Annotated in this window: 25 protein-coding genes; 12 read left to right on the plus strand and 13 right to left on the minus strand. The window is 65.1% G+C overall.

Annotated elements, in window-relative coordinates:
• Positions 1-212 precede the first annotated feature (212 nt).
• Positions 213-659 carry a DUF1003 domain-containing protein gene (locus tag AC1D1A_RS18255; RefSeq protein WP_476851179.1) on the minus strand — a complete coding sequence of 149 codons (447 nt, stop codon included), beginning with the start codon at positions 657-659 and terminating at the stop codon, positions 213-215.
• Positions 660-1,082: 423 nt separating this feature from the next.
• Between AC1D1A_RS18255 and AC1D1A_RS18260 the strand changes: the two genes are divergently transcribed.
• From AC1D1A_RS18260 to AC1D1A_RS18275, 4 genes are all read left to right on the plus strand, one after another.
• Complete coding sequence (locus AC1D1A_RS18260; protein ID WP_476948378.1) at positions 1,083-1,529, plus strand: hypothetical protein; 447 nt, start codon at positions 1,083-1,085, stop codon at positions 1,527-1,529.
• A gap of 96 nt (positions 1,530-1,625) precedes the next feature.
• Positions 1,626-2,012 (plus strand): SHOCT domain-containing protein, encoded by a 387-nt coding sequence (locus AC1D1A_RS18265; RefSeq protein WP_230009371.1) that lies wholly within the window; start codon positions 1,626-1,628, stop codon positions 2,010-2,012.
• Positions 2,013-2,541: 529 nt separating this feature from the next.
• Positions 2,542-2,994: an SRPBCC family protein gene (locus AC1D1A_RS18270; RefSeq protein ID WP_476857401.1), complete on the plus strand. Its 453-nt coding sequence runs from the start codon at positions 2,542-2,544 to the stop codon at positions 2,992-2,994.
• Positions 2,995-3,286: 292 nt separating this feature from the next.
• Positions 3,287-4,174 carry a response regulator gene (locus AC1D1A_RS18275; RefSeq protein WP_476948379.1) on the plus strand — a complete coding sequence of 296 codons (888 nt, stop codon included), beginning with the start codon at positions 3,287-3,289 and terminating at the stop codon, positions 4,172-4,174.
• 251 nt (positions 4,175-4,425) lie between these two features.
• On the opposite strand, the gene AC1D1A_RS18280 is transcribed toward AC1D1A_RS18275, so the two are convergent.
• Entirely contained in the window at positions 4,426-5,028 is a 603-nt protein-coding gene (locus AC1D1A_RS18280; protein ID WP_476858734.1) for a TetR/AcrR family transcriptional regulator, read from the minus strand.
• A gap of 170 nt (positions 5,029-5,198) precedes the next feature.
• Between AC1D1A_RS18280 and AC1D1A_RS18285 the strand changes: the two genes are divergently transcribed.
• Together AC1D1A_RS18285 and AC1D1A_RS18290 are read left to right on the plus strand one after the other, a co-directional pair.
• Positions 5,199-6,272 carry an alkene reductase gene (locus AC1D1A_RS18285; protein WP_476948380.1) on the plus strand — a complete coding sequence of 358 codons (1,074 nt, stop codon included), beginning with the start codon at positions 5,199-5,201 and terminating at the stop codon, positions 6,270-6,272.
• Between the two features lie 67 nt (positions 6,273-6,339).
• Positions 6,340-7,053, plus strand: a complete 714-nt coding sequence (locus AC1D1A_RS18290) for an SDR family oxidoreductase (protein ID WP_476857397.1) — start codon at positions 6,340-6,342, stop codon at positions 7,051-7,053.
• Positions 7,054-7,358: 305 nt separating this feature from the next.
• Here AC1D1A_RS18290 and AC1D1A_RS18295 read toward each other — a convergent pair whose 3' ends face one another.
• From AC1D1A_RS18295 to AC1D1A_RS18320, 6 genes are all read right to left on the minus strand, one after another.
• Positions 7,359-8,225, minus strand: coding sequence for an alpha/beta fold hydrolase (locus AC1D1A_RS18295; protein WP_476948381.1), 867 nt, complete (start codon positions 8,223-8,225; stop codon positions 7,359-7,361).
• Between the two features lie 48 nt (positions 8,226-8,273).
• Positions 8,274-9,272: an NADP-dependent oxidoreductase gene (locus tag AC1D1A_RS18300; protein WP_476948382.1), complete on the minus strand. Its 999-nt coding sequence runs from the start codon at positions 9,270-9,272 to the stop codon at positions 8,274-8,276.
• Positions 9,273-9,802: 530 nt separating this feature from the next.
• Positions 9,803-10,177: a TetR/AcrR family transcriptional regulator gene (locus tag AC1D1A_RS18305; RefSeq protein WP_476948417.1), complete on the minus strand. Its 375-nt coding sequence runs from the start codon at positions 10,175-10,177 to the stop codon at positions 9,803-9,805.
• A gap of 9 nt (positions 10,178-10,186) precedes the next feature.
• On the minus strand, positions 10,187-10,765 hold the full coding sequence (locus AC1D1A_RS18310) for a GNAT family N-acetyltransferase (protein ID WP_476948383.1): 579 nt from the start codon (positions 10,763-10,765) through the stop codon (positions 10,187-10,189).
• Between the two features lie 220 nt (positions 10,766-10,985).
• The gene (locus AC1D1A_RS18315; protein WP_476948384.1) at positions 10,986-11,591 is read right to left on the minus strand and encodes a dihydrofolate reductase family protein; all 606 of its coding nucleotides are present in this window, start codon (positions 11,589-11,591) and stop codon (positions 10,986-10,988) included.
• A 235-nt stretch (positions 11,592-11,826) separates the two neighbouring features.
• Positions 11,827-12,384, minus strand: coding sequence for a putative immunity protein (locus AC1D1A_RS18320; RefSeq protein ID WP_476948385.1), 558 nt, complete (start codon positions 12,382-12,384; stop codon positions 11,827-11,829).
• Positions 12,385-12,717: 333 nt separating this feature from the next.
• On the opposite strand from AC1D1A_RS18320, the gene AC1D1A_RS18325 reads away from it, so the two are divergent.
• Entirely contained in the window at positions 12,718-13,650 is a 933-nt protein-coding gene (locus AC1D1A_RS18325; RefSeq protein ID WP_476948386.1) for a hypothetical protein, read from the plus strand.
• A gap of 82 nt (positions 13,651-13,732) precedes the next feature.
• Positions 13,733-14,227, plus strand: a complete 495-nt coding sequence (locus tag AC1D1A_RS18330; protein ID WP_476948387.1) for a DUF1801 domain-containing protein — start codon at positions 13,733-13,735, stop codon at positions 14,225-14,227.
• A gap of 98 nt (positions 14,228-14,325) precedes the next feature.
• Here AC1D1A_RS18330 and AC1D1A_RS18335 read toward each other — a convergent pair whose 3' ends face one another.
• Entirely contained in the window at positions 14,326-14,967 is a 642-nt protein-coding gene (locus AC1D1A_RS18335) for an NADPH-dependent F420 reductase (RefSeq protein ID WP_476888099.1), read from the minus strand.
• A gap of 225 nt (positions 14,968-15,192) precedes the next feature.
• Positions 15,193-15,783: a TetR/AcrR family transcriptional regulator gene (locus AC1D1A_RS18340; protein WP_476948388.1), complete on the minus strand. Its 591-nt coding sequence runs from the start codon at positions 15,781-15,783 to the stop codon at positions 15,193-15,195.
• A gap of 86 nt (positions 15,784-15,869) precedes the next feature.
• Between AC1D1A_RS18340 and AC1D1A_RS18345 the strand changes: the two genes are divergently transcribed.
• Complete coding sequence (locus AC1D1A_RS18345) at positions 15,870-16,211, plus strand: hypothetical protein (protein WP_476857387.1); 342 nt, start codon at positions 15,870-15,872, stop codon at positions 16,209-16,211.
• A gap of 22 nt (positions 16,212-16,233) precedes the next feature.
• Here AC1D1A_RS18345 and AC1D1A_RS18350 read toward each other — a convergent pair whose 3' ends face one another.
• The 3 genes from AC1D1A_RS18350 to AC1D1A_RS18360 all read right to left on the minus strand — a co-directional run bounded on the left by AC1D1A_RS18350 (position 16,234) and on the right by AC1D1A_RS18360 (position 19,037).
• A complete protein-coding gene (locus AC1D1A_RS18350; RefSeq protein WP_476948389.1) occupies positions 16,234-17,430 on the minus strand; it encodes a luciferase domain-containing protein in 1,197 nt (398 codons plus the stop codon).
• Between the two features lie 153 nt (positions 17,431-17,583).
• Positions 17,584-18,567, minus strand: a complete 984-nt coding sequence (locus tag AC1D1A_RS18355) for a zinc-binding alcohol dehydrogenase family protein (protein WP_476948390.1) — start codon at positions 18,565-18,567, stop codon at positions 17,584-17,586.
• Positions 18,564-19,037, minus strand: coding sequence for a MarR family winged helix-turn-helix transcriptional regulator (locus AC1D1A_RS18360; RefSeq protein ID WP_476948391.1), 474 nt, complete (start codon positions 19,035-19,037; stop codon positions 18,564-18,566). Before AC1D1A_RS18360 ends, AC1D1A_RS18355 begins: the two co-directional genes overlap by 4 nt.
• A 165-nt stretch (positions 19,038-19,202) precedes the next feature.
• On the opposite strand from AC1D1A_RS18360, the gene AC1D1A_RS18365 reads away from it, so the two are divergent.
• The 3 genes from AC1D1A_RS18365 (at position 19,203) to AC1D1A_RS18375 (ending at position 22,625) form a co-directional block, all read left to right on the plus strand.
• A complete protein-coding gene (locus AC1D1A_RS18365) occupies positions 19,203-19,997 on the plus strand; it encodes an IclR family transcriptional regulator (RefSeq protein WP_476888105.1) in 795 nt (264 codons plus the stop codon).
• 151 nt (positions 19,998-20,148) lie between these two features.
• Positions 20,149-21,426, plus strand: a complete 1,278-nt coding sequence (locus AC1D1A_RS18370) for a cytochrome P450 (protein ID WP_476874264.1) — start codon at positions 20,149-20,151, stop codon at positions 21,424-21,426.
• Positions 21,427-21,431: 5 nt separating this feature from the next.
• Complete coding sequence (locus tag AC1D1A_RS18375; RefSeq protein ID WP_476857382.1) at positions 21,432-22,625, plus strand: PEP/pyruvate-binding domain-containing protein; 1,194 nt, start codon at positions 21,432-21,434, stop codon at positions 22,623-22,625.
• Positions 22,626-22,641 lie beyond the last annotated feature (16 nt).

Here is a 22,641-nt window from a genome sequence, read left to right on the forward strand (position 1 = left end):
GAACAACGAAATTTCCACACGCGCGCTGCCTTGGCGCACTCTGTGAGCGCCCCATCAGGCACTCATGACAACGGCGCCGCAGGTCACTGCCCGGGGTGTGGCACGTCGGGGGCCCGCTTACGGGAGGCTTCGCTGCCGTTTTACGGGGCACCTCTTTGCGGAACGCCTGAGCCGTTAGCCAGGGTTGCCGGCTGCCGGTATCGGTTCATCTTTTAGGCCGGGCGGGCGCTAGTTGAAAGGCTGCTTTCGTTTGGTCCGTGTTCTGTGAGTTGCTGAAGTTCGCGGAGAATCTCCAACTGCTGGCGGTTAATGTCCATCAGGAGATCGATCTCTTCCTTGGACTTCAGGTTCGTAGTGTAGTCATGCTGGGCCATGGCCCCTGCGATGGCATCCTGGCGTTTGGCGGCGATGAGCAGAATTGCTCCTTGCAGACCGGCCAGCATGGACAGAAAGAGGTTAAGAAGGATGTAGGGGTACGGATCCCAGGCATGGGTCGCCAGCGCCCAGGTGTTTACGGCGGCCCAGACCAGCATGAAGGCGATGAAACCTCCCACGAAAGGCCAGCTCCCCATCCCGTTTCGCATGAAGTCCGCGGCCTGCTGCCCGCGGGTGAGGGAAGCCTTGTGCTTGTCGTGCCAAGTGTTCGGTTCTCCGGTCATCCTCCACCCTAACCAGACCCGACGGCTGGGACCTGCTTCTCCGTTAGTCTGCGCCATGAGTCCTAGCCCTCCGGTGCCGTCGGATCTCCCGGCACCTGCCCCGTGGCGGTGACTCCGGGACTGGTGCTCAGCTGCCGGGACGAAATGGAGGGAATGCAGTTCGAGTCCTACCTCGGGATGGCTCGCTTTTGGTGCTCTTCGCTCATGCCCCGGTGGCTGTGGAGCATCAGTCTGAGTTGGGCGTTCGTGCCGCCTTCAATCCGGTTGGTAGTGGAGGCAATCTCGAGTCCGGTGAACTCGTGGTTCTGCCGCTACGTATCACCTTCCCCGGATGAGGCCCACGCCCGCGTTACGGGTAGACAATGGTCGGACTTGCGTGCGGCAGGGTTCCCTGCCGCATTCCATTTCGGAAAGGGGCCTCCAGTGTCCAGACCACACCCGATCCTCGCCGGATCGATCGCAGCCGGGGCAGCCATCGTACTGCTCACGGGTTGCGGCACGTCCAGCCCCGGCACCAGTGTCAGCAGCGCCAGAGCGGAGAAGAACGTTTCGCAGGCCTGCGCTGCTGCCAGTGCCTTCGCCGGATCCCTGACAAATTTCAAACAGACACTCAAACCTGTTGCCACGATAGAACAGATCAAATCGGCACGGGAACAGGTCGCGAAGACCTACGACGACCTGGTCAAGGCCAGCCAGGATGTAGCCAAAGACGAAATGGACGCAGTTAAGACGGCCGAAAACAAGTTCGACGCAGCCGTCAGAGCCGTCCCGGATGATGCCACCCTTACTCAGGCGGCCGCCTCCCTGCGGGACGACGCCGCCAACGTCCAGGCCGCGGTCAGTGACCTCCAAACGGCGACTAAATGCTGACCTCAAGGCCCCTCCGGGCAGGTCTGCAGCTAGCCTCAGTCCTGCCCGGCTGCATTCCCGACCCACTCCGCTCCTACAGAAAGCAGGGAAGTTGACATGAGTTTCTGGGAAAACTTTTGGGATATTTTCTGGTGGTTCTTCCTCGTATACGCGTTCATCGCCTTCCTCTGGGCGTTGTTCGCCGTCATCGGCGACTTGTTCCGCGACGACATGCTGAGCGGTTGGTGGAAAGCCGTCTGGATCCTCTTCCTGGTCTTCGTGCCCTTGTTGGGTGTGCTGGTCTACGTGATTGCCCGCGGTAAGGGCATGACGGAGCGGTCCATGGCACGGGCCCAGGAGAACCGGGAGGCCTCGGATGCTTACATCCGCAGCGTCGCTGCACCGAGTCCGAGCGACGAGATCTCCAAAGCCACGGCTCTTCGGGACTCCGGAACAATCAGCGCTGATGAATTCGAAAGAATCAAGACCAAGGCTCTGGTCTGAGAGCGCCATCGACCCAGCACCGCGTGGCAGCAGATGCAATGACCATGGACGAGGTGGTGTCTTAGTCCTCGACCAGGGTGCGGTGTCCTTCTGCGCAACCTCCAGACTGTCGCTCCATGCCATTGGGCGGCACGGTGGCCGGTTGCCAGCCGTCGAGGGCGTTCCCGCAGGCGGTTCGGACCGGCCGAGGCTGCGAGGCATAACCCGATCAGTGGACTCTCTGGCTGCCCACAGGAAGCCGGGCTACTATCCGGCTGTCACTCCGTTTAGAAAAGGAGAACCCCTTGTCTGAAGAATCAGTAGGGAGCGTCGTGCTGGTGATGCACGATCTGCCGGCCGCGGAGGGCTGCGGTGTCATGGCCGTCCAGAACGCGGCGCTGTCCCTTGCCGGCGCTATCGGCCGTGGAGCCTGCCGATGCCTGGCTGGTCGCGTCGGCAGTCCGGTCCCGCGGCCAATGCCTTGGGTTGCGGGCTGATGTCTACAGACCAGGTGCCCATAACCCGGCGCCCTCTCGGCCAGGGTCACAGCATGGCCAGGCACTCGGTCGGGGCCGAGACACTGATCAAAGCCCGAAGCTCCACCGTCTGGGACGTCATCACCGATGCACGGAACTTCACCGTCTGGGAATCCGGCATCACGCACATCAGGGGCGAGTTGCGCAACGGTGGCACCATCAGAATCCGAACCCACACCGGAGGGGAGCGCACCTTCCGGCTGCGCGTCCAGCAGATGCCCGGCGAGGTGATGACCTGGACCCAGGGCCTGCCTCTGGGCCTGCTCACCGGGGTGCGCACCTTCACGCTTGAACCGCTGGGCGGCATGACGCACCTGCTCGTAAGAGAAGAGTTCACTGGCCCGCTTTGCGGGCTGCTGCTCCGGGAGTTTGCGTCCGACACGCAGCAGGCTTTCACCGATTACGTTAGCGCGGTCAGGAAACGCGCCGAAATCCTCGGCCGACACGTTCGAACCACGGGATCATGAGCGCCATCGGAGAAGCGCGCAGCGTCCAAGAGCGCCCGACGCCGCCCGAGCGTGCTCTGGGCCATACTCCCCGACGGAGCACTAGTGGCGCTCTGAGGTTACGACACCGGTTGTCTGCAGAACACGTTCAGAAAAGCCACGGATCCACCCCCGCGGGCCCTTGTTGGGTCGGCCCTATCGGTTTAGTGTGGGGCCCGTCGGGCAGTGTGCGCATGGATGCACGCTGGATGGGGACCGGACGGGATCATCCAGCACGCCTTCGGTGCCTTAAAAGCGAAGGAACGTAATGGCGATGATGGCTGAACCGGAAATCCACCCGCCGCCCCCTTTGGCCGGCCGGGGCCTCTATCTGCTGGACGACCACGAGGTCGTGAGACGGGGCCTGCGCCATCTGCTGGAGTCCGAAGGTCTCAGCATCGCCGGAGAATCAGGATCCGCGCACCGGGCGTTCCGGCGAATCCCTGCCCTCCGCCCGGAGCTGGTCATCCTTGACGATGATCTCCCGGACGGTTCAGGTGCCGACGTGTGCCGGGCCATCGCTGCGGCGGCCCCGACCATCCGGTGCCTCCTGATGACCGGAGATGCCAACGAAGTCGTGCTGATCGACTCGATTCTGGCCGGCGCATGGGGGTGCCTGTCCAAACAGGACGGCAGCTGCGAACAGCTCAGGCTCATCCGCCGTGCCCTGGCCGGGCACACCGCGTACAGCGGCCGGTTCCGGACCGCGCTCGTTACCCCGCTCGTCGGGCCCGCAACCCAGTCCCTGGATAGGAGACTCCTGACCCTTACGAGACAGGAAATGAATACCGCCATCCGACTGGGGAGAGGGCTGACCAACCGCCAGATCAGCCAGGAAATGTCGCTGGCGGAAAAGACCGTGAAGAATCTGACCTCAACCATTCTGAGGAAACTCGGCATGGCGAGCAGGACGCAGGCCGCCGTGTTCATCACCAGGGCGCTGAATTCTTCTAACGACCCTGCCGACGGCGGATACCGGTTTAGCCCATCCCCGGCTCTGATCGCGGAGGTCACGGCAGCGCTGCTGACCTGCACCAGCGAGTCCTGCACCGTGCCACCCACAGACGAAGTGCGGGCAAGGGACGTCCGGCGGCTTACCGACGCACTCATGGCGACCCGGACCGATCGGATGGGACCCCACCTGCTGCCCGGGAGGACTTAAAAACCCGGAATGCGGCGAACCGCGCTCCCGGCTCCAGCACACAGAAGATCCGGCGGGTTTGCGGGGCTGAGGGGAACGCCTAACTTGAAGTCCGGCGTTCAAAATCCTTTGCCTGGGACCGCACGGTGCCCCCTCGTCTGGTGAGGGAGTCAGGCTGCGCATTCAGTACAGTAGCGGTGGCCGTTCTTCTGCCGATCCACGACCCCAGGCAATTGGTGGACACCGGGCGTTAGTGCGAGCACTTGATTGTGTCAGCGAGACAGCAGTACGCCGACCTGGGTCCGGATGTCCTGAACGATCTCGTCGATGCTCAATGCGGCGTTCACGGTCGCTGCCATGCTGAGGAACATGATGGCGGTGACGATGCGGGCCGTCGTAGCGGCATCCTGCGCACGAGGCAGCTCCTGCCTGCCCAGGACGGCAGCGATGGCCTCCTCGGTCTGCGCGACGATGGAGAGGGCCTCAGCGTGACGGGGCTCCGCGGGATCACCGAAGACCATTTCCCGCAGGTACGTGCGTCCGTTGTCGACCTGGACGCGGTTGCATTCCACGATCGGCCGTACGATTGCCAGCACCGCATCGAGGGTATCCGGGGTGGTTTCGGCATCAACCCGACCTTGCTGAAGCGCTTCGGCGTAGTGTGCGTTCTGCACGAGGAGGAGGAGTTCGCCTTTGGTCTTCGCGTAAAGGAACAGGGTCCCGGTGCCTATGTCCGCCTTGTCGGCAATCTGCTGGGTCGTGACATCCTCGATGCCGTGCTCGGCCAGCAGTTCGCTTGCCGCGGCCGTGATGCGGTCCAGCTTCTGCTGCTTGTTCCGCTCGCGCCGTCCGACCGGCTGGGAGGCGAGAGACATGGTAATGGATCCTCCGGAATAGATTCTGACTGCACTCAGTTATGAGTATAGTCACTACTGTGTGGGTTCGAATGTTCCTTCGTTCATTCTCCCACGCAAGGGCCGAACCCCAGTGTTCCGCCCCGGCAGAGTGGTGGCGCTATTACCCCGCGACGCAAAGGACCGCACACATGACTTCCTCCCTCTGGCAACCCTTCACCCTCGGCAATGTGGAGCTGCCGCACCGGCTCGCGCTGGCCCCGCTGACCCGGAGCCGCGCAAACCCTGATGGCACCCCCGGGGAACTGGCCGCGGAGTACTACGGCCAACGCGCCTCGCTCGGGCTGATCATCACCGAGGGCACGCAGCCGTCCGAGGATGGCCAGGGCTATCTGAACACCCCCGGCATCTACACTCCTGAACACATCGAGGGATGGCGAAAGATCGCCGACACGGTGCATGCAGGCGGCGGAGCCCTGTTCATCCAACTGATGCACGTCGGCCGGATGTCGCACCCGGATAACACCCCGCACCACCGTCAGCCCGTGGGCCCGTCGGCGATCTCGGCCGAGCAGGACATGTTCACTCCAACGGGCCCGCAGAAGACGCCGGTGCCGCGTGAGCTGACTGCCGAAGACATCCAGGCCACCATCGCCGGGTTCCGCCACGCCGCAGCCTCCGCTATCGCAGCGGGAGCGGACGGCGTGGAGATCCACAGCGCGAACGGGTACCTGCTCCACCAGTTCCTCTCGCCAAACTCGAACCACCGCACGGACGAATACGGCGGATCCGTGGAGAACCGGTCCCGGTTCGTCGTCGCGGTCGCCCGCGCGGTGGCCGAGGAGATCGGGGCAGACCGGACCGGCATCCGCATCTCACCGGCGTTCCCGCTGGGCGGAATCAACGAAGGGGATCCCGCCGACGTCCGGACCCAGTACCGCCACCTGGTCGGCGAACTCGCCGCACTGGACCTTGCGTACCTGCACGTACACCACCTCGGTGACGACGAACTGCTGCGGTCCTTCCGCGACGCGTGGCCTGCGGCCATCCTCGTCGTCCGCTATGGGCGCGACCGTGAGCAGATTGCCGACGACATCGACGCCGGGCTCGCGGACATCGCGCCGCTGGGCCGCTTCGCCCTGTCGAACCCCGACATTGTTGAGCGCCTGCGCACTGGTGCGCCACTGAATGAGGTGGACCCGGCAACCCTGTATGGCGGCGGCGCGGCCGGGTACACCGACTATCCGGCCCTGGCACACGCCTAATCGTCTGCCGCGGGCCGTCCGCCGCCGACCTTACATACCCCGTACCGATCAGAAAGAAGAAACAGTCATGCCCTCACTCAACGGAGCAGTCGTCCTCGTCACCGGAGCCAACGGCGGAATCGGCACGCAGTTCGTGCACGAAGCACTCGCGCGGGGAGCTGCAAAGGTTTATGCCTCCGCCCGCACCCCCCGCACTTGGAACGACGAGCGCATCGTTCCGCTCGCCTTGGACGTCACCGACTCCGCCTCCATCCAGGCGGCGGTCGAGGCGGCACCGGATGTGACCGTGCTGATCAACAACGCCGGCGCGTCGGTCTCCAGTGCCGGGATCCTCACCCACACGGACGAGGAGATCCGCAGGAACGTCGAGACGAACTTTCTCGGGCCTCTCTTCGTCGCCCGCGCGTTCGCTCCGGTCTTGTCGGTGAAGGACGGAGCGATGATCATCGACATCCACTCGGCCCTGAGCTGGTACGCCGTCGCCGGCATCTACAGCGCCACCAAAGCCGCCCTCTGGTCCGCGACTAACTCCCTCCGCCTCGAACTCGCCCCCGCCGGCGTGCACGTCGTCGGCGTCCACGTCGCATACGTCGACACCGCGATGGCCGCGCACGCCACCGACCCGAAGCTCGACCCGGCCGTGCTGGTGCGCACCGTGTTCGACGCCACCGAGGCAGGGCAGTACGAGGTCCTCGCCGACGACACGTCTGTCCAGCTCAAGGCCGGACTCAGCGCACCCCTCGAAGCGGTCTACCCGCAGTTGGCGGCGACGAACGCATAAGGGAACAACCGGTGCCACCGCGTTCACCAAAAGTGAGCGCGGTGGCACCACTCCCGCCGCAGGGAGTGTCTGAATAGCGGAGGATCCGGGGTTGGCCTGACACTCCGGGGGAGTCACTAGCCAGGGGCCGCGTCACGGGTGGCGATACTTTTGATCACTCTGCTGACGCGTTTGTGGGTGTCCTGTTCGAGCTGGCCAGCGCGACGGGGCGCCACGCCAATGGCTGTGCCCGCCCGTATTCACGGACGGGCACAGCCACAGTGACTCTCTGCTCTGTTAGCGGGATCTTGTCAGGTACGTGCTGGTCAGTGGGCGAGGAATTCCACGGCGACGGGGGAGAACCTGTCGTGGAACTGGAAGATTCCGCCGTGGCCCGAATCGGGGTAGATGATCAGCTCGGATCCCTTGATGCGCCGGTGCAGGTCCCCGGACAGGACCGACGGCACCATGCGGTCGTTGTCGCCGTTGGCGATGAGGGTGGGGTGGGTGAGCCTTGACAGGTCCGACGGCGCGGAGCGGCCGAACTTCCGGATTGCCTTCAGCTGAGTCTGGAAGGCTTTGGTGCTGATCGGCTTGTCGCGGTCGACAGTGCGCTCCTGCAAGCGCTTGATGAACGCCTTCGCGGCCGGCTTGCCGGTCGCGTTGCGGTTAAAGAACAGGAACTCCTTCGGGTCCGAGCGTGTCAGGGTCGCGCGGAGGACGTCCCAGTAGGTGGTGCCGACGACCTTGTCGATGTCCTTGCCGCCCCGCGGCCCGGTACCAGCCAGCACGAGCTTGCGGACGAGGTCGGGATGCTTGAGGACCAGGTCCTGGGCGATCATGCCGCCCATTGAGAAGGAGAAGACGTCGACCTGGTCGAACCCGAGGGCCTTGATGAAGGTGTGGGCGTCGTCGGCCATCGCCTCGACGCTGTCGGGAACCTGCCCGGTGGAGGCGCCGACACCGCGCTGGTCGAAGGTGATGACGTGGCGGTTCTTCGCGATGGGCTCGATGATGCGCGGGTCCCAGTTGTCCAGGGTCGCGGCAAGGTGCACGAAGAATACGACGGGGATGCCGGTCTTGGGCCCCAGCTCGCGGTAGGCGTAGGTGATGCCACCTGAAGTGATGGAGCGTGTGGCGGCCTTCGCGTACGAGGTGACGACAGAGCCGTTCGGGGTGTCAAAGCTGCTCATGCTGGTAGTCCTCCTGGGTGGTCTGTGAGGTGAATGGCTGCCGGCGGCTCAGGAGGGAAGTGTGACGACGGCTTTGCCGCGGAGGCCACCCTTGGCCAGCGACTCGAGCGCCTGTGGGGTCTGGGCGAAGTCGAAGACCCGTCCAACGACCGGGCGCAGCACGCCGTCGTCAACCAGGGCGGTGATCTGGCGCAACTGGTCGCCGCTGGCATGCATGAAGAGGAACTCGTAGCTGACGCCGAGCTTCTTCGCCTGCCGCCGGATCCGGCTGCTGAGCCCCGCGATGGCCAGGCGCAGCACAGGGTTCAGGCCGGCCTTGCGTGCGAACGCCGGGTCCGGCGGGCCGGCGATTCCGATCGCCTTCCCGCCGGGCTTGAGGATGCGCAGTGACTTGACGAGGTTCTCCCCGCCGAGGCTGTCGAGCACCAGATCGTACCCGGTGAGGAGCTGTTCGAAGTCCTGCGTACGGTAGTCGATCACAGTGTCCGCGCCGAGATCGCGCACGAAGTCGGCGTTGGAGGCACTGGCGGTGGTCGCGACGGTGGCGCCGAGGTGCTTGGCGAGTTGGATCGCGATCGACCCGACCCCGCCGGCCCCGGCGTGAATGAGGACTTTCTGCCCCGGACGTACGTTGCCTTGCTCAACGAGGGCCTGCCACGCCGTAAGTGCAACCAGCGGTAGTGAGCCAGCCTCCTCCATGCTGATCGATGCGGGTTTCAGTGCCAGATCGGCCTCGGTGATGGCGATGCGTTCGGCGAACGTGCCGATGCGGTCTTTGTCGGGGCGGGCGTAGACCTCGTCACCGGGTTTGAAGCCGCGCACCTCTGCCCCGACACGGATGACTGTGCCGGCGGCATCGTTGCCAAGGATCAGCTGCAGCTTGTACGGGAGGATCTGCTTGAACTCACCCAGGCGGATCTTTTCGTCCAATTGGTTGAGGCCAGCTGCCTGGACCTGGACCAGCACATCGCGGTCGCCGACGGTCGGCTCAGGGACGTCTGCTGCGCGAAGCGGCTCCTTGTACTTGGTGACGACGAATGCCCTCATGGCGTGCTGCTCCTCTATGACGTACGGTTTGGTTAAACATGAGCCTACTCAATTTTGAGTCGACTCAGAAATATTGTCAAGTGAACCGTTAGGTGCGCGCGTTCATTTGAATATTCGGGCCACGTTCCCGCGATGGATCTTCAGGAAGCATGCAATCTCCGCATAGGGGTCCTGATCGGTGATGGTGACAGCCGGTGGGAAGCCGCAGAGGAACGGGGGGCTTGCCCGTGTGCGTGAGTCTAATCCGGGCTTCAACGTTGATCGGTCGCTGTCAGGTTTTCCGGGAGGGCGCGGAGGTCCGCGTACTCCCCGGCCGTGTAGGGTCAGCGCAGTCAGGCCACCATGACTTCGAATTGGCGTGTGGCCGGGAGGGGCTGGCGGACCTTTGTCCGGCCAAAGATAGCGTGGACATTGTCCAAGCCCCTGTACACCTGATGCCGTTGCTGGTGGCTGGGCCCCTACCTGCCTATTTCAGCTGACATGAGTTCATGCAGCCCACGAGTCCTATGTGACATGACTTTCAATGGCAGTCACGCGCCGGTGCCTTCCACGATCCGGTCAGTCTGGGAGGGTGCGCCGACCAGGATCTGCTGGATCGCCGGAGCTACGGTCGCCACCAGTTTCTCCGTGTCCGCGTCGACCAGCACAGGCACGCCGATGATCCGCCTGCTGGTGACGATCCCGACCAGCATCGATGAGGCGAGTCCAGCCCGGAGAGCGGCATCGTCACCGCTGCGGCCGCTTACGCCGTGCCGCAGCCGGGATTGGATGAACTCACGCAGTTGTGCGCATGCCTGGCTGGCGAGGACCGCGACTGAAGCATCGAAGCTTTCGAACTGGTTTCCGCGCGGGGGGGGGGGGGGGGCACTGAAGCTGCTGAAGGGCAGCCTCGGCCGCGCGCCGATACGGGCGGGTCACTGGGGACGAAGGCGGGAATCGTCAGTCTCCCATTCATCTCGGGTGATCGCGTACTCGACGTCGCCGTGCTCGTCGCCCGGAACGGACACCGGCCAGTCCGCGACGAAGGCCCGCACGAGGCGCATCCCGGATTTCTCCATCACCCTTCGGGAGGCCGTGTTGACTGCCATGGTCGAGGCTACAACCCGTTGCACCCCGAACTCGGTGAACCCCTTGGCGATCAGCGCCCGCGATCCCTCCGTCGCGTGCCCCTTTCCCCAGGCTGCGTGGCGCAACCGGTAGCCCAGCTCCGGCTGATCTTGTGGATCGTCGGGGCCCGGCCGGAAGTGGAACCAGCCGAGGAATTCCCCGGTCGCCTTCTCGATCGCGGCCCAGAACCCGTAGCCGGGAAAGCGCTGGTAGTAGTCGAGGAATGCCGGGAGGAAGTCGCCTTCTATCTCGCCCCGGGGGGTGGGGATACCGCCAGTGATGTACCGCATCACGCGCGGATCGCTGTCCAGTTCCACGAGTAGCTCCGCATCGTCGGGGGTGAACTGCCGGAGCAGAAGTCGTTCAGTCTCCAGGAAGGTGAGCATGCAGACATTCTCGCACCGGGGGAAACCCGTCACACCGATCGGGGAGGACGGATTACCGTCGCTGGACGAACGTACTGGCCATTGGGATTGGTCCCAGGCATATGTGGCCCCTTGTTTGGGTGCGCCGAAGTGGGCAAAAGGAGGGTATGCACAATGTGCACACCCTGGGCTTCGGACCGGGTCGTACCTGGGCCGGAGCGGGCCGGATCCCTGTTCGGAGTCAGCCGACGCGGCGATAGCGGATGTGGGTGGCCAGCGGTGAGTGGAGCACCTCGGCGGGTTCGAAGCCGAAGGATTCAACCCCGTCGAAGATGCGTTCGCCCGAACCGAGCAGGACCGGTGCGATGTCGAGGGTGAGCTCGTCGATCACGCCGGCGATCAGTGCCTGCCGGACGGTCGAGGCCCCGCCGGCGATGTCCACGCCGTTGTCCCCGGCGGCCTGGCGCGCTGCGGAGTAGGCCGCGTCGAAGCCCTCGGTGACGAAGTGGAAGGTCGTTCCGCCGTCCATCTGGATCGGGTCGTGTCCGTGGTGGGTCAGCACGAACACCGGCGCGTGGTAGGGCGGTTCGGCTCCCCACCACCCGGCCCAGTCCTCATCCCAGTCCCCTCGGACCGGGCCGAACATGTTTCGACCCATCACATACGCACCCCGTGGGCGCATGAGCCACTCGTTCGCGACCTTGTCGGCATCGTTGGCCCGCGGGTCGCCGATGTGCCAGCCGTGCAGCTCCAGCCCCCGCTTGCCCAGGGGGTTCTCGCGGCTCTGGTCCGGCCCGGCGACGAAGCCATCCAGCGAGATCGACATGTGGCAGGTGGTGTCCGGCATCGCGAACCTCCAGAGTGATTGCGACTTGCATGCGGTCGTGGGGATTCTGGGGATCCTAGCAGGTGATGGCATCCTCGACCACCGTCTCCGGCGGCTGGTCCCGACGGTCTCCTCACCCGGACACGTGGGCCAAGCTGCTGGCTTCCAGGAATCCAGTAGCTGTATCGGATTTTCTGGCAGCACCAGTGCGGGCGGATGGTGTCGCGGTGGGGGGACCGGCTTGCGGGCGGCAGATTCAACTGGAGGAGGCAGGCCGGTCGGGGCGGGCCAAGTCGGCCTGGATCGTGCGGATGATCGAGGCGAGGATTCCGGATGCGAGAAGTCCTGGCCCCAGCGGACCGGCGGGATTCGCGCCCAGCGGTGGCAGGCGCCGGAGCGCGGACCGGGCTTCGGCGCTCATGTGCTCGAGTTGCCAGTGGATCTCTTCGTCGATCGTCTGAGGCCGACCGGGCGCGGCCAGTCCGGCCGCTTTCGCGGCATACGCGGCTGCCCCCAGGGCGTGCGCGCCCATGTGGGCGACGGCGGCGGCTTGCGTGGCAGACCGGGCGGCAGCCACCGCAGCAGGGCTGGTCACCTCGCGTGCGGCACGGCCGGCAACAAACCGCCGGCGGATCTCGTCGGCGGCACTGAGTTCACCGCGGGCGAAGGCCCGCGCCCGGGCGATGGCGTCGCGGGGGCGATCATCTGCAGGAGCCTCGGCCTCAAATAAGGCCACCACCCGCTCAGCGCAATCTGCGGCCCAAGTCGCGACGACGCGGCGCTCGGGCTCACTTAGCGTCTGCGGAGAAGCCATATCAGCACCATACACATGCTGTGCAGACCGATCGGCTTAGGGGCAGTGCGATGCACGCGAATCTCGGTCTCGATACGTGGGCACGTCTGGATTCCCGGCCGGAACCCTGGACATGACTTGGGTGTGCCGGACCCGCCCCTAAAGCAATGCCGCCTGTTCCGGCTGGAGGTCTCTACCGGGCGGGTCGCAACCTGGGTTCCCATCGGACTGCGACAGAATCGGAATCGGGTTCACCGGGCGCTCAGCCTGTGGACCCACTGACGGCAGCAGAAACTCCCAGGCCGGGCATTGTCGACTTGAATCGATCGACCGCCACAACGAAAGCGGGTCATTGTGGGCATCTTCAGGAAGAAGTCTCCCGAACCGGAACCGCCTGATTCGCACCTCACGTTCTTCACGATTTCAGGCGCTAACCATTTCCGAACGATCACGCGCGAAGTTTTCGCCGAGATGGGACTCGAAGTCCATGTTCAGCCCGGCCACGCTGTCGATGACTCCGGGCGTGAATTCGGATTTTGGAACGTGGCCGCCGCTCGTGGTGACCAGCCGCAATCCTTGTGGCGGGACCTGATACGCGAACATCTTCAACGCGTTCTGGCGAGCTTCGACGCACCCGATCCGTTCGACATCCTTGCCCCTGCTGATGTAGCGAAGCAGACTTTCGCACGCCTTTATGATGAGGCGAGCATGCCAGGGATCGACGGCTACCCGCACAGGGAGTTCGCGCCGGGCATCGTCGAGATGATCGCGCTCGACCTCCCGGACACGGTTACCGTTTTCAGTCACAACAACGCAAACAAGTTCGGCGGGTTCGAAGCCCTCAGAACCCAGGGTATTGCGAACCTTCGCGGGCTGGCAGTCGAAAAACTCGAAACCCTCCCTGCACCGGGAGGGGGCTCGTTCACGGCTCTGTTAGGTGAATCTGTCTATACCGGGAGCCGGGCTCTACTTCTTCCCGACTTGGCCTCACAACTCATCGGCAAGCGCGTCCGAGAAGAATTCGGCTGGCTCATGAGCGTCCCGAACCGACACCAAGTCGTTTGGCACATCATCGAAGACGCCACCGTCATTCCAGCGGTTAACGGAATGGCCCGATTCGCCGCCATGGGATACAGCGATTCACCTGCACCGGTGAGTCCACACGTCTTTTGGTGGAACGGGACGAGCTACGAGCAACTTACCGAGGTGTCCGACGATGGTGGCCTGGGGATACGAGTAAGTCCAGCATTCCAGGCCGTCCTGGAATCGATAACTGCGGACAGTTAGAGACCTCGCCGAAGAGCCTGATACGGCTCGCGAGAAAACGGTTGTGGTTCCGTCTCGCGATGGGTGAGGAATAATACCCTCCATGACCAGCGGGGAGATCGGTAAGAGGGAAGCCCAAAAGCCGGCAACGCGCACCGGTGCGCGTGTTGACGTCGCCCCAACTCTGCCGGAATCCATGACCGGCAGGGCAAGCCCGGCAAAAGCGGCGGTCGGCGACAAGCCAGTCTTCGCATATATCGCCAGCCTGCCACAGCCGCAGCGGGGCATCGCCGAAACGGTCGATGCTTTGGCGGCAAAGACGCTGCCCAGCCTCCGGCGCTCAGTGAAGTGGGGCATGTCCTACTACGGAGTCGGCGACGGGTGGTGCTTCAGCTGCGGCGGTTTTGCTGGCCATGTGAAGCTCATGTTTGTGAATGGCGCCGCGCTCGAGCCTGTACCTCCGGTGACACCGGTGGGGATGGGCAAGTCGACTCGGGGTGTGGAGCTCAAATCCATGGACGACGTCGACGAACGCCAGATCGCGGCGTGGATGAAGCAGGTCGCGTCCGTGCCGGGTGTCGGAGGCAAGAAGCGTTGAACCGGAGGCCTGCCGCCGAGGCAAACAAGAGCACGACGGCGGATCCGGCCCGCCGTCGTGCTCTTGCGTCTATTTCTTGACGCCTATCGCAGTCCGTGTTACTTGGTGACCTGAAGTCCGGTGTCCCAGTTGAAGTCGGCGAACTCGGGGTTGGCCTGCATGGTCATGAGGACGAACTGGAAGCCTTCGAGTTCCCGGGAGCGCTTGAGCGGACCGACCACCAGGGGGCGCATGCCGCCGGCGCTGACGAAGCTGCTCACGGCGGCGGTGGCGTCCGCCTTGTCGCCGGCGATGAAGACGTCCAGGGGCTGTCCGCCTGACTCTCCGGCGACGAGGGTGCCGGCGAAGGTGGTGTTGAACGCCTTGACCACGTTGGCGCCTGCGGGGGCAAGCTGCGCAATTTCTTCGGCGGCGGAGGTGCCGGGCTCGACGACCAGGGAGTCGAAGGTCTCGAAGTTCACCGGGTTGGTGATGTCGACGATGGTCTTGCCGGTCAGGGCCTCGCCGTAGGCGCTGACGACGTTCTTGGCGGCGTCGAACGGGACAGCGAGGACCACGATGGCGCCCTGCGGGGCCTCGGCGGTGGTCCCGAAGGTGACGCCGGCGCCGAGTTTGGCGGCCAGTTCCTGCGCTTTGGTGATGTCCTGTCCGAGGATTTCCACGGTCAGGCCGCCGGCGAGTGCTCGGGTGGCGATGCCGCGGGCCATGTTGCCGTTGCCGATGATGGTGAGGTTCGTCATGGGTGTCTTCTTTCCGAATATGCGGGCCAGGAGGGTTTTCATCAGATTCTGTTCTCTTGGGGGAGTGATGCTTGAAGCTACAACTAAATGTACGTCAGGAAAGTTGAAGCGTCAACTATTTCTCAGAACGGAACTCGCGGCGGGCGGGTGTGGCGGGTGAGTTCCCCGGGGTCGGGCCCGGGGTTGGGCGCCGGGGAGCGGCGGCTACGCAGGCCGGGCTGGCGCCTATGACGGCCGCTGGGCCGTATCCACGGCATCTTGAGCGAGCAGTTCGCCGGTGCGAACGATGGATGCGCGCCTGCGCTCTTCGTCCGGCGGTCCGGTGATCACTAAGGGGACATTCGGGCTCGAGACCCAAGCGTGGCATAGGGTGACGATGGTCAGGAGCAGGTCTTCGGCCGCGGCCTCGCTCAAGGCCGGTAGGGCATTCCGGATCTCGGTGACTTTGTTCGCCGAGCGGAGGGTGCGGGCCTCGGCTCCTACTGGATGTCCCTGCTCAAGCCCCTCCCAAAAGGTAAGGCGTGCGAGGCTGGGGCGGCTCCTGGAAAAATCAAAGTACCGTCCCGCGAACTCTCCGATCGCACCAGGACCCATGCCGGCGACCGGAAGGTCGTCCAGGGCGGTGACGAGTTCGCGGGTGAGGGCCGCTTCAAAGAGTCCGGCCTTGCCGCCAAAGTAGAAGTAAATCCGTTCGCGGTTGCACCCGGAGATCCGCGAAATCTGATGGATACGCGCACCGGAGAAGCCCCGATCGGAGAACTCGGTAATTGCGGCATCGAGGATCTTCTTCTGCGTCGCATCAGTGTCCCAGGCCATGGCCCCCATCATAACTCCAACCGTTTGTTTGCTTTCGCGAAACAGCGCGCAGTAGCATCAATTCCAACCAGACGTTTGGAGATTGAGTGGAACACGAGGGTAAGGCGCTAGCGGCCGATGAAACGGATGCGCATCATCACCGAACCGTCGGTGTGGCATCGGTCCATGTGAGGGCTGCTATCACCTGGGTGGCGATCTTTCCGCTGGCCGCAATCGGGATGAGTATTTTGGCCGCTTTGGCGCCGGAGTGGCCACCGATCCTGCGCGCTTTTACGCTCACTCTTGTGGTCGTTCCCATTGCCGTCTACTTCGCCGTTCCCCGCCTTCTCCTGCTCCAGGCGAAGCTGGGCCACGTTGCCACGCGCACTCGGGCGCGGCACAATGCGAAACGCCATGCGCGGGTTCGCAAGCCACGCCGGGGTGCATGATCGGGGCCGGCCTGCCGGAACGTTACAACCTGTGGGCGTCGGGGCCTGTGGCGCAGGCGTGACTGGTCTCTACCATTGCAGCGACCACGTGCAGCTCATTCTCGTCGCGGGGCCCGTAGACCATGACCATGCCTCGAGCCGGCCGGATGCCGGCCAGCGGGTGGGCCACTGCCCAGCCCTTGGCGATTGCGTCCGCGGCCAGTTGGGGTGGCAGGGCCAGGTGGAGGGAGCCGTCGTGGGGCGGGTGCTGGTGGGCAAACTCCCCGGCTGAGGGGACCAGGAACGCATCCTCGGGAGCGTCAGGTTCCGGCTTTATCATCAGGCCCCGCGCGCCTGGAACGGAGATAACGGACTGCGAAGTCGAGACTCCGGCGAGCGAACTGATCCTGGCGAACAACTTTTCCTGAAGGTCCACTGGCGCATTGTCACTGCGCTGTTCCTGCGGGATTGTCCATGACACGGTGGGACGCTGACCGGCCCTGCGGGGAAGAGTGCCGTCCGGCAGGGCCGACCAGCGTCCGCCGGTGGTGCCTTCATTCGCTCCGGAACGAGCCAGGAACGACAGTCGCTCGTGGATCCAGCCCGCGAGTTCACGGAGCGTCTGGCCGCTGATCTGGTGCCCTCCGGGGTCGCGGCGGGCGTAGGCGGGGGCGGCGGAATCCGTCAGCAAATAATTCCAGGTGCGGTCCAGCAGTTCCGTCGGGATGACTTTGTCCTGATCGCCCTGAGCGACGAAAACCGGAAGGCCTGCCAGCCGGGCCGGCGTGACCGGGACACCGGCGTCGAACGGCAAGGTGCCGTACAGAATAGCCGCACCGGAGAATCGTTGCGGATCTGCAAGGACCAGCCCGCCAGCGAATGCTGCACCCCCGCTGAAGCCGACGAGCACGACCGGCCGGCCTGCGGGGGCGACAGCATCGAGCCAGGTTCGGAACCACGCCATGGATGCCGTCAGCGACTCGGCGACCGGACGGCCGATGCCACGGTTGGCAAACCATGCATAGCCGCCGCCCTCTGCGATCGGCGCCCGGACGGCGGCGTAGGCCGGGCCGGGCGGCAGGTGGTCGGCGAGGGCAATGATCTCGCGCTCGCTTGAGCCCCGGCCGTGCAACAGCACCACCAGGGGAGCCGCAGGGTCGGACGACCCGGCCGTCGTCGCCACTGCCGAAGTGCCCGGGTGGCGGCCGTCAAGATCGGTGGACTTCTCGGAGATGCGCATGAATGCTCCTGCTCGGGGGTGTTGGGCACAATAAGTTTCTCTTGAAGCTTCAAGTATTATTGCGCGTCGCGTATTCCCCCAGCGACTGTTGCGAATCAGCGGGGCGTCGCAACAGGGTTGGGGGGACGTAGCATTCGCTGCCGGCTGTGGGTCTTACGTGGTGACGACGAGTTTGCCGCTGACGCGGTTTTTCTCCATGTCCGTGTGGGCCTGGACGATGTCATCGAGGGTGTAGACCTTGCCGATGGGTACCATCACGGTGCCGTCACTGACGGCCTGCAGGAATTCCTGGAGCACGCCGCCGGGGAGGTCGGGGGCGCCGCCTGTGTAGGAGGTGAGCCGGACGCCCCGCGGAATGTAGTCAATCGGATAGAAGTCCGGGACCGTCCACTGGTTTGAGAGCATCCCGGTGAAGCAGACGACGCCGTGGACCCGGGTGGCGCGCAACGTGTCGGGCAGCGTGGGGGTGCCGACGAGTTCGAGGGCGGCGTCCACGCCGCCCGGAACAATGCGGCGCACGGCAGTGGCGAGGTCGCCGTCGTCGATCAGGACATGATCGACGCCGATCGAGGCGAGCGCTTCCCGCTTGACTTCGTCACGCGTTGAGGCCAGGACGGTGAGCCCGCGGCGCTTGGCAAGTATTGCGGCGGCCATGCCGACGGAGGAGGTTCCGCCGCGGATGAGCAGGCTCTGGCCGGCCTGGATGTCCAGGCCAATGGTGAGGGAGCCGTGGGCGGTCTGAAGCATCTCCGGGACGGCGCCGATGACGGACCAGGGCAGCTCTGATTTGAAGGCAATGACCTGCYGGGCCGGCACGCACGTGTACTCGGCGTAGCCGCCGTCGAACACGCGGCCCATGCCCCCCATTAGGGTGGCGACCTTCTGCCCGGTGCGGAACTCGCCGCCGGGGGAGTTGGCCACCTCGCCGACAGCTTCGATTCCGGGCACGCGCGGGAACGTGACGCCCTCGGCCAGGCCCAGGCGGGTGTGCAGTTCCGAGCGGTTGAGCCCGAACGCCCGGACCCGGATGAGCACCTGGCCCGGCAGCGGCACGGGGATGGGTCGGTCGCGAATGACCAGCGCCTCGGCCGGCCCTGGGCCGTCCAGCACCACGGCCCGCATGGTGCCGCCGCTCACTGACCGGCCGCCGTCGAGTCCACGGAGGGCCGCTGGGCGCTGCGAAGCCGGGCCAGGAGGTCGAACAGGGTGGTGGTCTCCTGCGGACTCAGGGCCGGGGTGAACCAGCGCGCGAGCTCGGACTCGATCACAGCGCGGCCCCGAGCAACCACCGCCTTCCCTTCTTCCGTGAGGTCAAGGAGGGAGGAGCGCCGGTCGCCCGGGTTCATCTTCCGCGAGCAGTACCCGGCCGCCTCAACACGGTCAACCAGCTTGCTGGCGCCGCCCACGGTTATGGCCAGCGCCGACGCGATGTCGAACACCCTGCACGTGCCAAGGGAGGAGACAACGACCATCGCCTCGAACCTGCCGAGGGGAAGTCCGCATTCCTGGCGCAGGCGGGCGTCGACCGCATCCCACAGCTCGGTTTCCAGCCGGGTCAGTGCGCTGAAGAGGGGATAGAAGTCAGTCTGGCCAGTTCTGGTGTCCATGGATCAAGATTAGCATTTGGATTCCATGGAAGATACTTCCCCGGATTCTACTTACCGGCCGGCTGCAGCTCTTTGGCGGACTCGTGTGCTCCTGCTCGAGGGCTAGACTCTGATCGGACGTCCCGGCGACCATCGACGATGGGCGAATATCGCAGAGGAGCCTTGATGGCTGGCGGCAGCAGTGAGCCCGGTAGGACTGTGACCTCGAAGGTGCTCTCCATCCTGGAAGCCTTCGAAAAGTCCCGGGGTGCCCTCAGCCTGACGGAAATCGCGGAAAAATCCGGGCTGCCCCTGAGCACCGCCCACCGGCTTGTCAACGAGCTCACGGACTGGGGATTACTTTCCCGCGAGCCCAACGGCCGCTATCAGCTGGGCATCCGCCTCTGGGAGCTTGCCCAGAACACCGGGCGGCAGCTCCGCGACGCGGCGCGCCCATACATCCAGGATCTTTTCTCCCTCACGGGCGAAACCGCGCACCTGGCCGTCCGGTCCGGCCACGAGGTGCTGTACATCGACCGCGTCTACGGCTCCAAGCGCCTGCCCCGAGCTTCCCGCGTCGGCGGACGCCTGCCCATGCACGCGACCGCCGTCGGGAAGGTCCTCCTGGCCTTCGAGGAGGATTGGGTCCGCGACGCCTACCTGAACCGGCAGCTCGAGCGGCACACCGCGCACACCCACGTTGACCCGAGAAAACTGGCCGCCGAACTGACCCAGATCCGGGAGCAGGGCTACGCCACTACGCTCGAGGAAGTCCGGCTGGGCTCGTGCTCCATCGCCGTCCCGGTCTTCCACACCGGCAGAATCGGCGCCGCGATCGGCCTGGTGCTTCCCACGAGCCAGGCCGCCACGATGAGCCGCCACCTTCCCGTCCTGAGGGGCATCTCGGCGCAGATCGAACGCGCCACCGCGCGGATCCCGTTGGAAACGCTGCTGGGTAGCCACGCCGCGGGATCGGACTAGTCCGAATCCTGCAGCTGCAGGCCCGCGGCAAAGTGGCTTCCGCTCAGTGGAAGCCATTCCTGCCATCCCGAGGTGACGGGGGCCACACTGGTGGAAGAACCCCCGGCATGCACTGCTGCTGTCAGCGGGACCGGAAAACCAAGGAGCCCAGATGTCATCGTCGACTGAAACGGCCGGCCGCTGTCCCTTCGGACACGGCGCCGAAGCCCCTACGGGGCACCACGGCTACGAGCCGTTCCAGATGAAGGATCCCTTCGCCGCCTACGCCGAACTCCGGGCCGAGCAGCCCGTGATGTTCGACGAGCGGATCGGCCTCTATGTCGTCTCCCGCTATGACGACATCAAGGCCGTCTTTGAAGACTGGGAGACTTTCTCCAGCGAAAACGCCCAGGCGCCTGTCCGCGAACGCGGTGCCGCGGCCAAGAAGATCATGGACGACGGCGGCTTCACCGCCTACTCGGGCCTCTCCGCCCGCCGCCCGCCGGAGCACACCCGCATCCGCGCCGTGGTGCAGAAGGCCTTCACCCCCCGCCGCTACAAGGCTCTGGAACCGTTCATCCGGCAAAACGTCGTCGGACTGCTTGAAGAAATGCTGGCCCGGCCGGAAGGCCGCGGCGACATGGTCAAGGACCTTGCTTACGACGTCCCCACCATCACCATCCTCACCCTGATCGGCGCAGACGTAGCCCAGGTCGACACCTTCAAGCGCTGGAGCGATTCCCGCGCCGCCATGACGTGGGGCGACCTCACTGACGACGAACAGATCCCGCACGCCCACAACCTGGTGGAGTACTGGCAGGAATGCCTCCGGCTGGTCAGGGTGGCTCACGAGGAAGGCGGCGACAACCTCACCGCGGACCTGGTCAAAGCGCAGCAGGACGGCGCCGAAATCTCCGACCACGAGGTCGCTTCCGTCCTCTATAGCCTGCTCTTCGCCGGCCACGAGACCACCACCACGCTGATCTCCAACGCCCTCCGCGAACTCCTGGCCCGCCCCGAGCAGTGGAAGCAGCTGGTGGAGGACCCGAAAAAAATTCCCGCCGCCATCGACGAAGTCCTGCGCTACGCCGGCTCGATCGTCGGCTGGCGCCGCAAGGCCCTCAAGGACGCTGAAGTTGGCGGCGTCGCCATCGAAGAAGGCGCACAGTTGCTGCTCCTCATGGGCTCAGCCAACCGGGATGACACCAAGTTCGACGCCGGCGAGGACTTCGACATCACCCGCCCCAACGCCCGCGAGCACCTTTCGTTCGGGTTTGGCATCCACTACTGCCTGGGCAACATGCTCGCCAAGCTCCAGGCCAAGATCGCCCTCGAGGAAGTGGTCCGGCTCGTCCCGGAGCTGCAGCTGGAGCATCCGGAAACCATCTCCTTCCGGGAGAACCTCTCCTTCCGCGTCCCCGAGACCGTCCCCGTCACCTGGAAGGCCTGAGAAATATGCAGAGCAACGAATACGTCCAGTTCTTCGACGGCGGCATCGAACCGAAGCTCGAAAACCTCGGCGGCAAGGGCGCCTCCCTGGTCACCATGACCTCCGCCGGCATGCCCGTCCCGCCCGGCTTCGTGGTCACCACCGCGCAGTTCGATGCCTTCATGGAGGAAGCCGGGATCACCCGGGACATCCACCAGCTCCTTGCAGGACTGGACCCCGAAGACATGGGCCAGGTGGACAGGGTGTCCGCCGCGATCCGGGCGGACATCCGCTCCCGCGCGGTGCCTCAGGCCCTGCGCGAGCTCACCGTCGCCGCCTACGAGTCCCTGATGTCCCGCTTTGAGTCGCCGGTCCCGGTGGCCGTTCGCTCCAGCGCCACCGCCGAGGACCTGCCGGACGCCTCCTTCGCCGGCCAGCAGGACACTTACCTCTGGCTCGACGGCGTCAAGGCCGTCACCGAGCACATCCGCCAGTGCTGGGCCTCGCTCTTCACATCCCGCGCCATCATCTACCGGCTCAAGAACAACATCCCCAACGAGGGCCTCTCGATGGCGGTCGTGGTGCAGAAGATGGTCAACGCACGGGTCTCCGGCGTCGCCATCACCATGGACCCCACCAACGGCGACCGTTCCAAGATCACTATCGACTCCTCCTACGGGGTGGGGGAGATGGTGGTCTCCGGCCAGGTCACGCCGGACAACATCATGCTGGACAAGGTCACGCTGGCGGTCGTCTCCGAACACCTCGGCGACAAGCACGCCGAACTCGTCCCGGACGCTGTTGCCGGCCGCCTGGTGGAGCGGGAGGTCGACGCCGAACGCCGCGGCCGCCGCAGCCTCACCGGCGCCGAGCTCACCGCCGTCGCGCAGATGGCCAAGCGCGCGGAGAAGCACTACAAGTGCCCGCAGGACATCGAGTGGGCCCTCGATGCGGACTTGCCGGACGGGGAGAACCTGCTCCTGCTGCAGTCCCGCCCGGAAACCGTGCACTCCTCGAAGCCTGTTGTCCCATCCTCGGCAGCCGCCGGCGGCTACTTCAGCGGACTCAGCCCCGCCACTTCTGCGGCAGCACCCGCTTCCCCGACAACGCCAGCCACCACGACGCCGGCCATCACGACGCCGGCCGGCCCGGCGCCGTCGTCCGCCACCGGCTTTAGCCTCGGCAGCATCACGTCCTCACTGCTGAAGCCGTCCTTCTAGAACGTTCCGACCCGCT

Source organism: Arthrobacter sp. P1_B9 (assembly GCF_056406495.1).

Excerpts from the sequence above, each read along its gene's own strand:
- AC1D1A_RS18335 (WP_476888099.1), bottom strand. The coding sequence starts at position 14,967 with ATGACGAACCTCACCATCATCGGCAACGGCAACATGGCCCGCGGCATC.
- AC1D1A_RS18265 (WP_230009371.1), top strand. The coding sequence starts at position 1,626 with ATGAGTTTCTGGGAAAACTTTTGGGATATTTTCTGGTGGTTCTTCCTC.
- AC1D1A_RS18270 (WP_476857401.1), top strand. The coding sequence starts at position 2,542 with ATGGCCAGGCACTCGGTCGGGGCCGAGACACTGATCAAAGCCCGAAGC.
- AC1D1A_RS18285 (WP_476948380.1), top strand. The coding sequence starts at position 5,199 with ATGACTTCCTCCCTCTGGCAACCCTTCACCCTCGGCAATGTGGAGCTG.
- AC1D1A_RS18290 (WP_476857397.1), top strand. The coding sequence starts at position 6,340 with ATGCCCTCACTCAACGGAGCAGTCGTCCTCGTCACCGGAGCCAACGGC.
- AC1D1A_RS18370 (WP_476874264.1), top strand. The coding sequence starts at position 20,149 with ATGTCATCGTCGACTGAAACGGCCGGCCGCTGTCCCTTCGGACACGGC.
- AC1D1A_RS18315 (WP_476948384.1), bottom strand. The coding sequence starts at position 11,591 with ATGCCGGACACCACCTGCCACATGTCGATCTCGCTGGATGGCTTCGTC.
- AC1D1A_RS18300 (WP_476948382.1), bottom strand. The coding sequence starts at position 9,272 with ATGAGGGCATTCGTCGTCACCAAGTACAAGGAGCCGCTTCGCGCAGCA.
- AC1D1A_RS18255 (WP_476851179.1), bottom strand. The coding sequence starts at position 659 with ATGACCGGAGAACCGAACACTTGGCACGACAAGCACAAGGCTTCCCTC.
- AC1D1A_RS18310 (WP_476948383.1), bottom strand. The coding sequence starts at position 10,765 with ATGCTCACCTTCCTGGAGACTGAACGACTTCTGCTCCGGCAGTTCACC.
- AC1D1A_RS18280 (WP_476858734.1), bottom strand. The coding sequence starts at position 5,028 with ATGTCTCTCGCCTCCCAGCCGGTCGGACGGCGCGAGCGGAACAAGCAG.
- AC1D1A_RS18295 (WP_476948381.1), bottom strand. The coding sequence starts at position 8,225 with ATGAGCAGCTTTGACACCCCGAACGGCTCTGTCGTCACCTCGTACGCG.
- AC1D1A_RS18360 (WP_476948391.1), bottom strand. The coding sequence starts at position 19,037 with ATGGACACCAGAACTGGCCAGACTGACTTCTATCCCCTCTTCAGCGCA.
- AC1D1A_RS18275 (WP_476948379.1), top strand. The coding sequence starts at position 3,287 with ATGATGGCTGAACCGGAAATCCACCCGCCGCCCCCTTTGGCCGGCCGG.
- AC1D1A_RS18340 (WP_476948388.1), bottom strand. The coding sequence starts at position 15,783 with ATGGCCTGGGACACTGATGCGACGCAGAAGAAGATCCTCGATGCCGCA.
- AC1D1A_RS18365 (WP_476888105.1), top strand. The coding sequence starts at position 19,203 with ATGGCTGGCGGCAGCAGTGAGCCCGGTAGGACTGTGACCTCGAAGGTG.
- AC1D1A_RS18375 (WP_476857382.1), top strand. The coding sequence starts at position 21,432 with ATGCAGAGCAACGAATACGTCCAGTTCTTCGACGGCGGCATCGAACCG.
- AC1D1A_RS18320 (WP_476948385.1), bottom strand. The coding sequence starts at position 12,384 with ATGGCTTCTCCGCAGACGCTAAGTGAGCCCGAGCGCCGCGTCGTCGCG.
- AC1D1A_RS18330 (WP_476948387.1), top strand. The coding sequence starts at position 13,733 with ATGACCAGCGGGGAGATCGGTAAGAGGGAAGCCCAAAAGCCGGCAACG.
- AC1D1A_RS18350 (WP_476948389.1), bottom strand. The coding sequence starts at position 17,430 with ATGCGCATCTCCGAGAAGTCCACCGATCTTGACGGCCGCCACCCGGGC.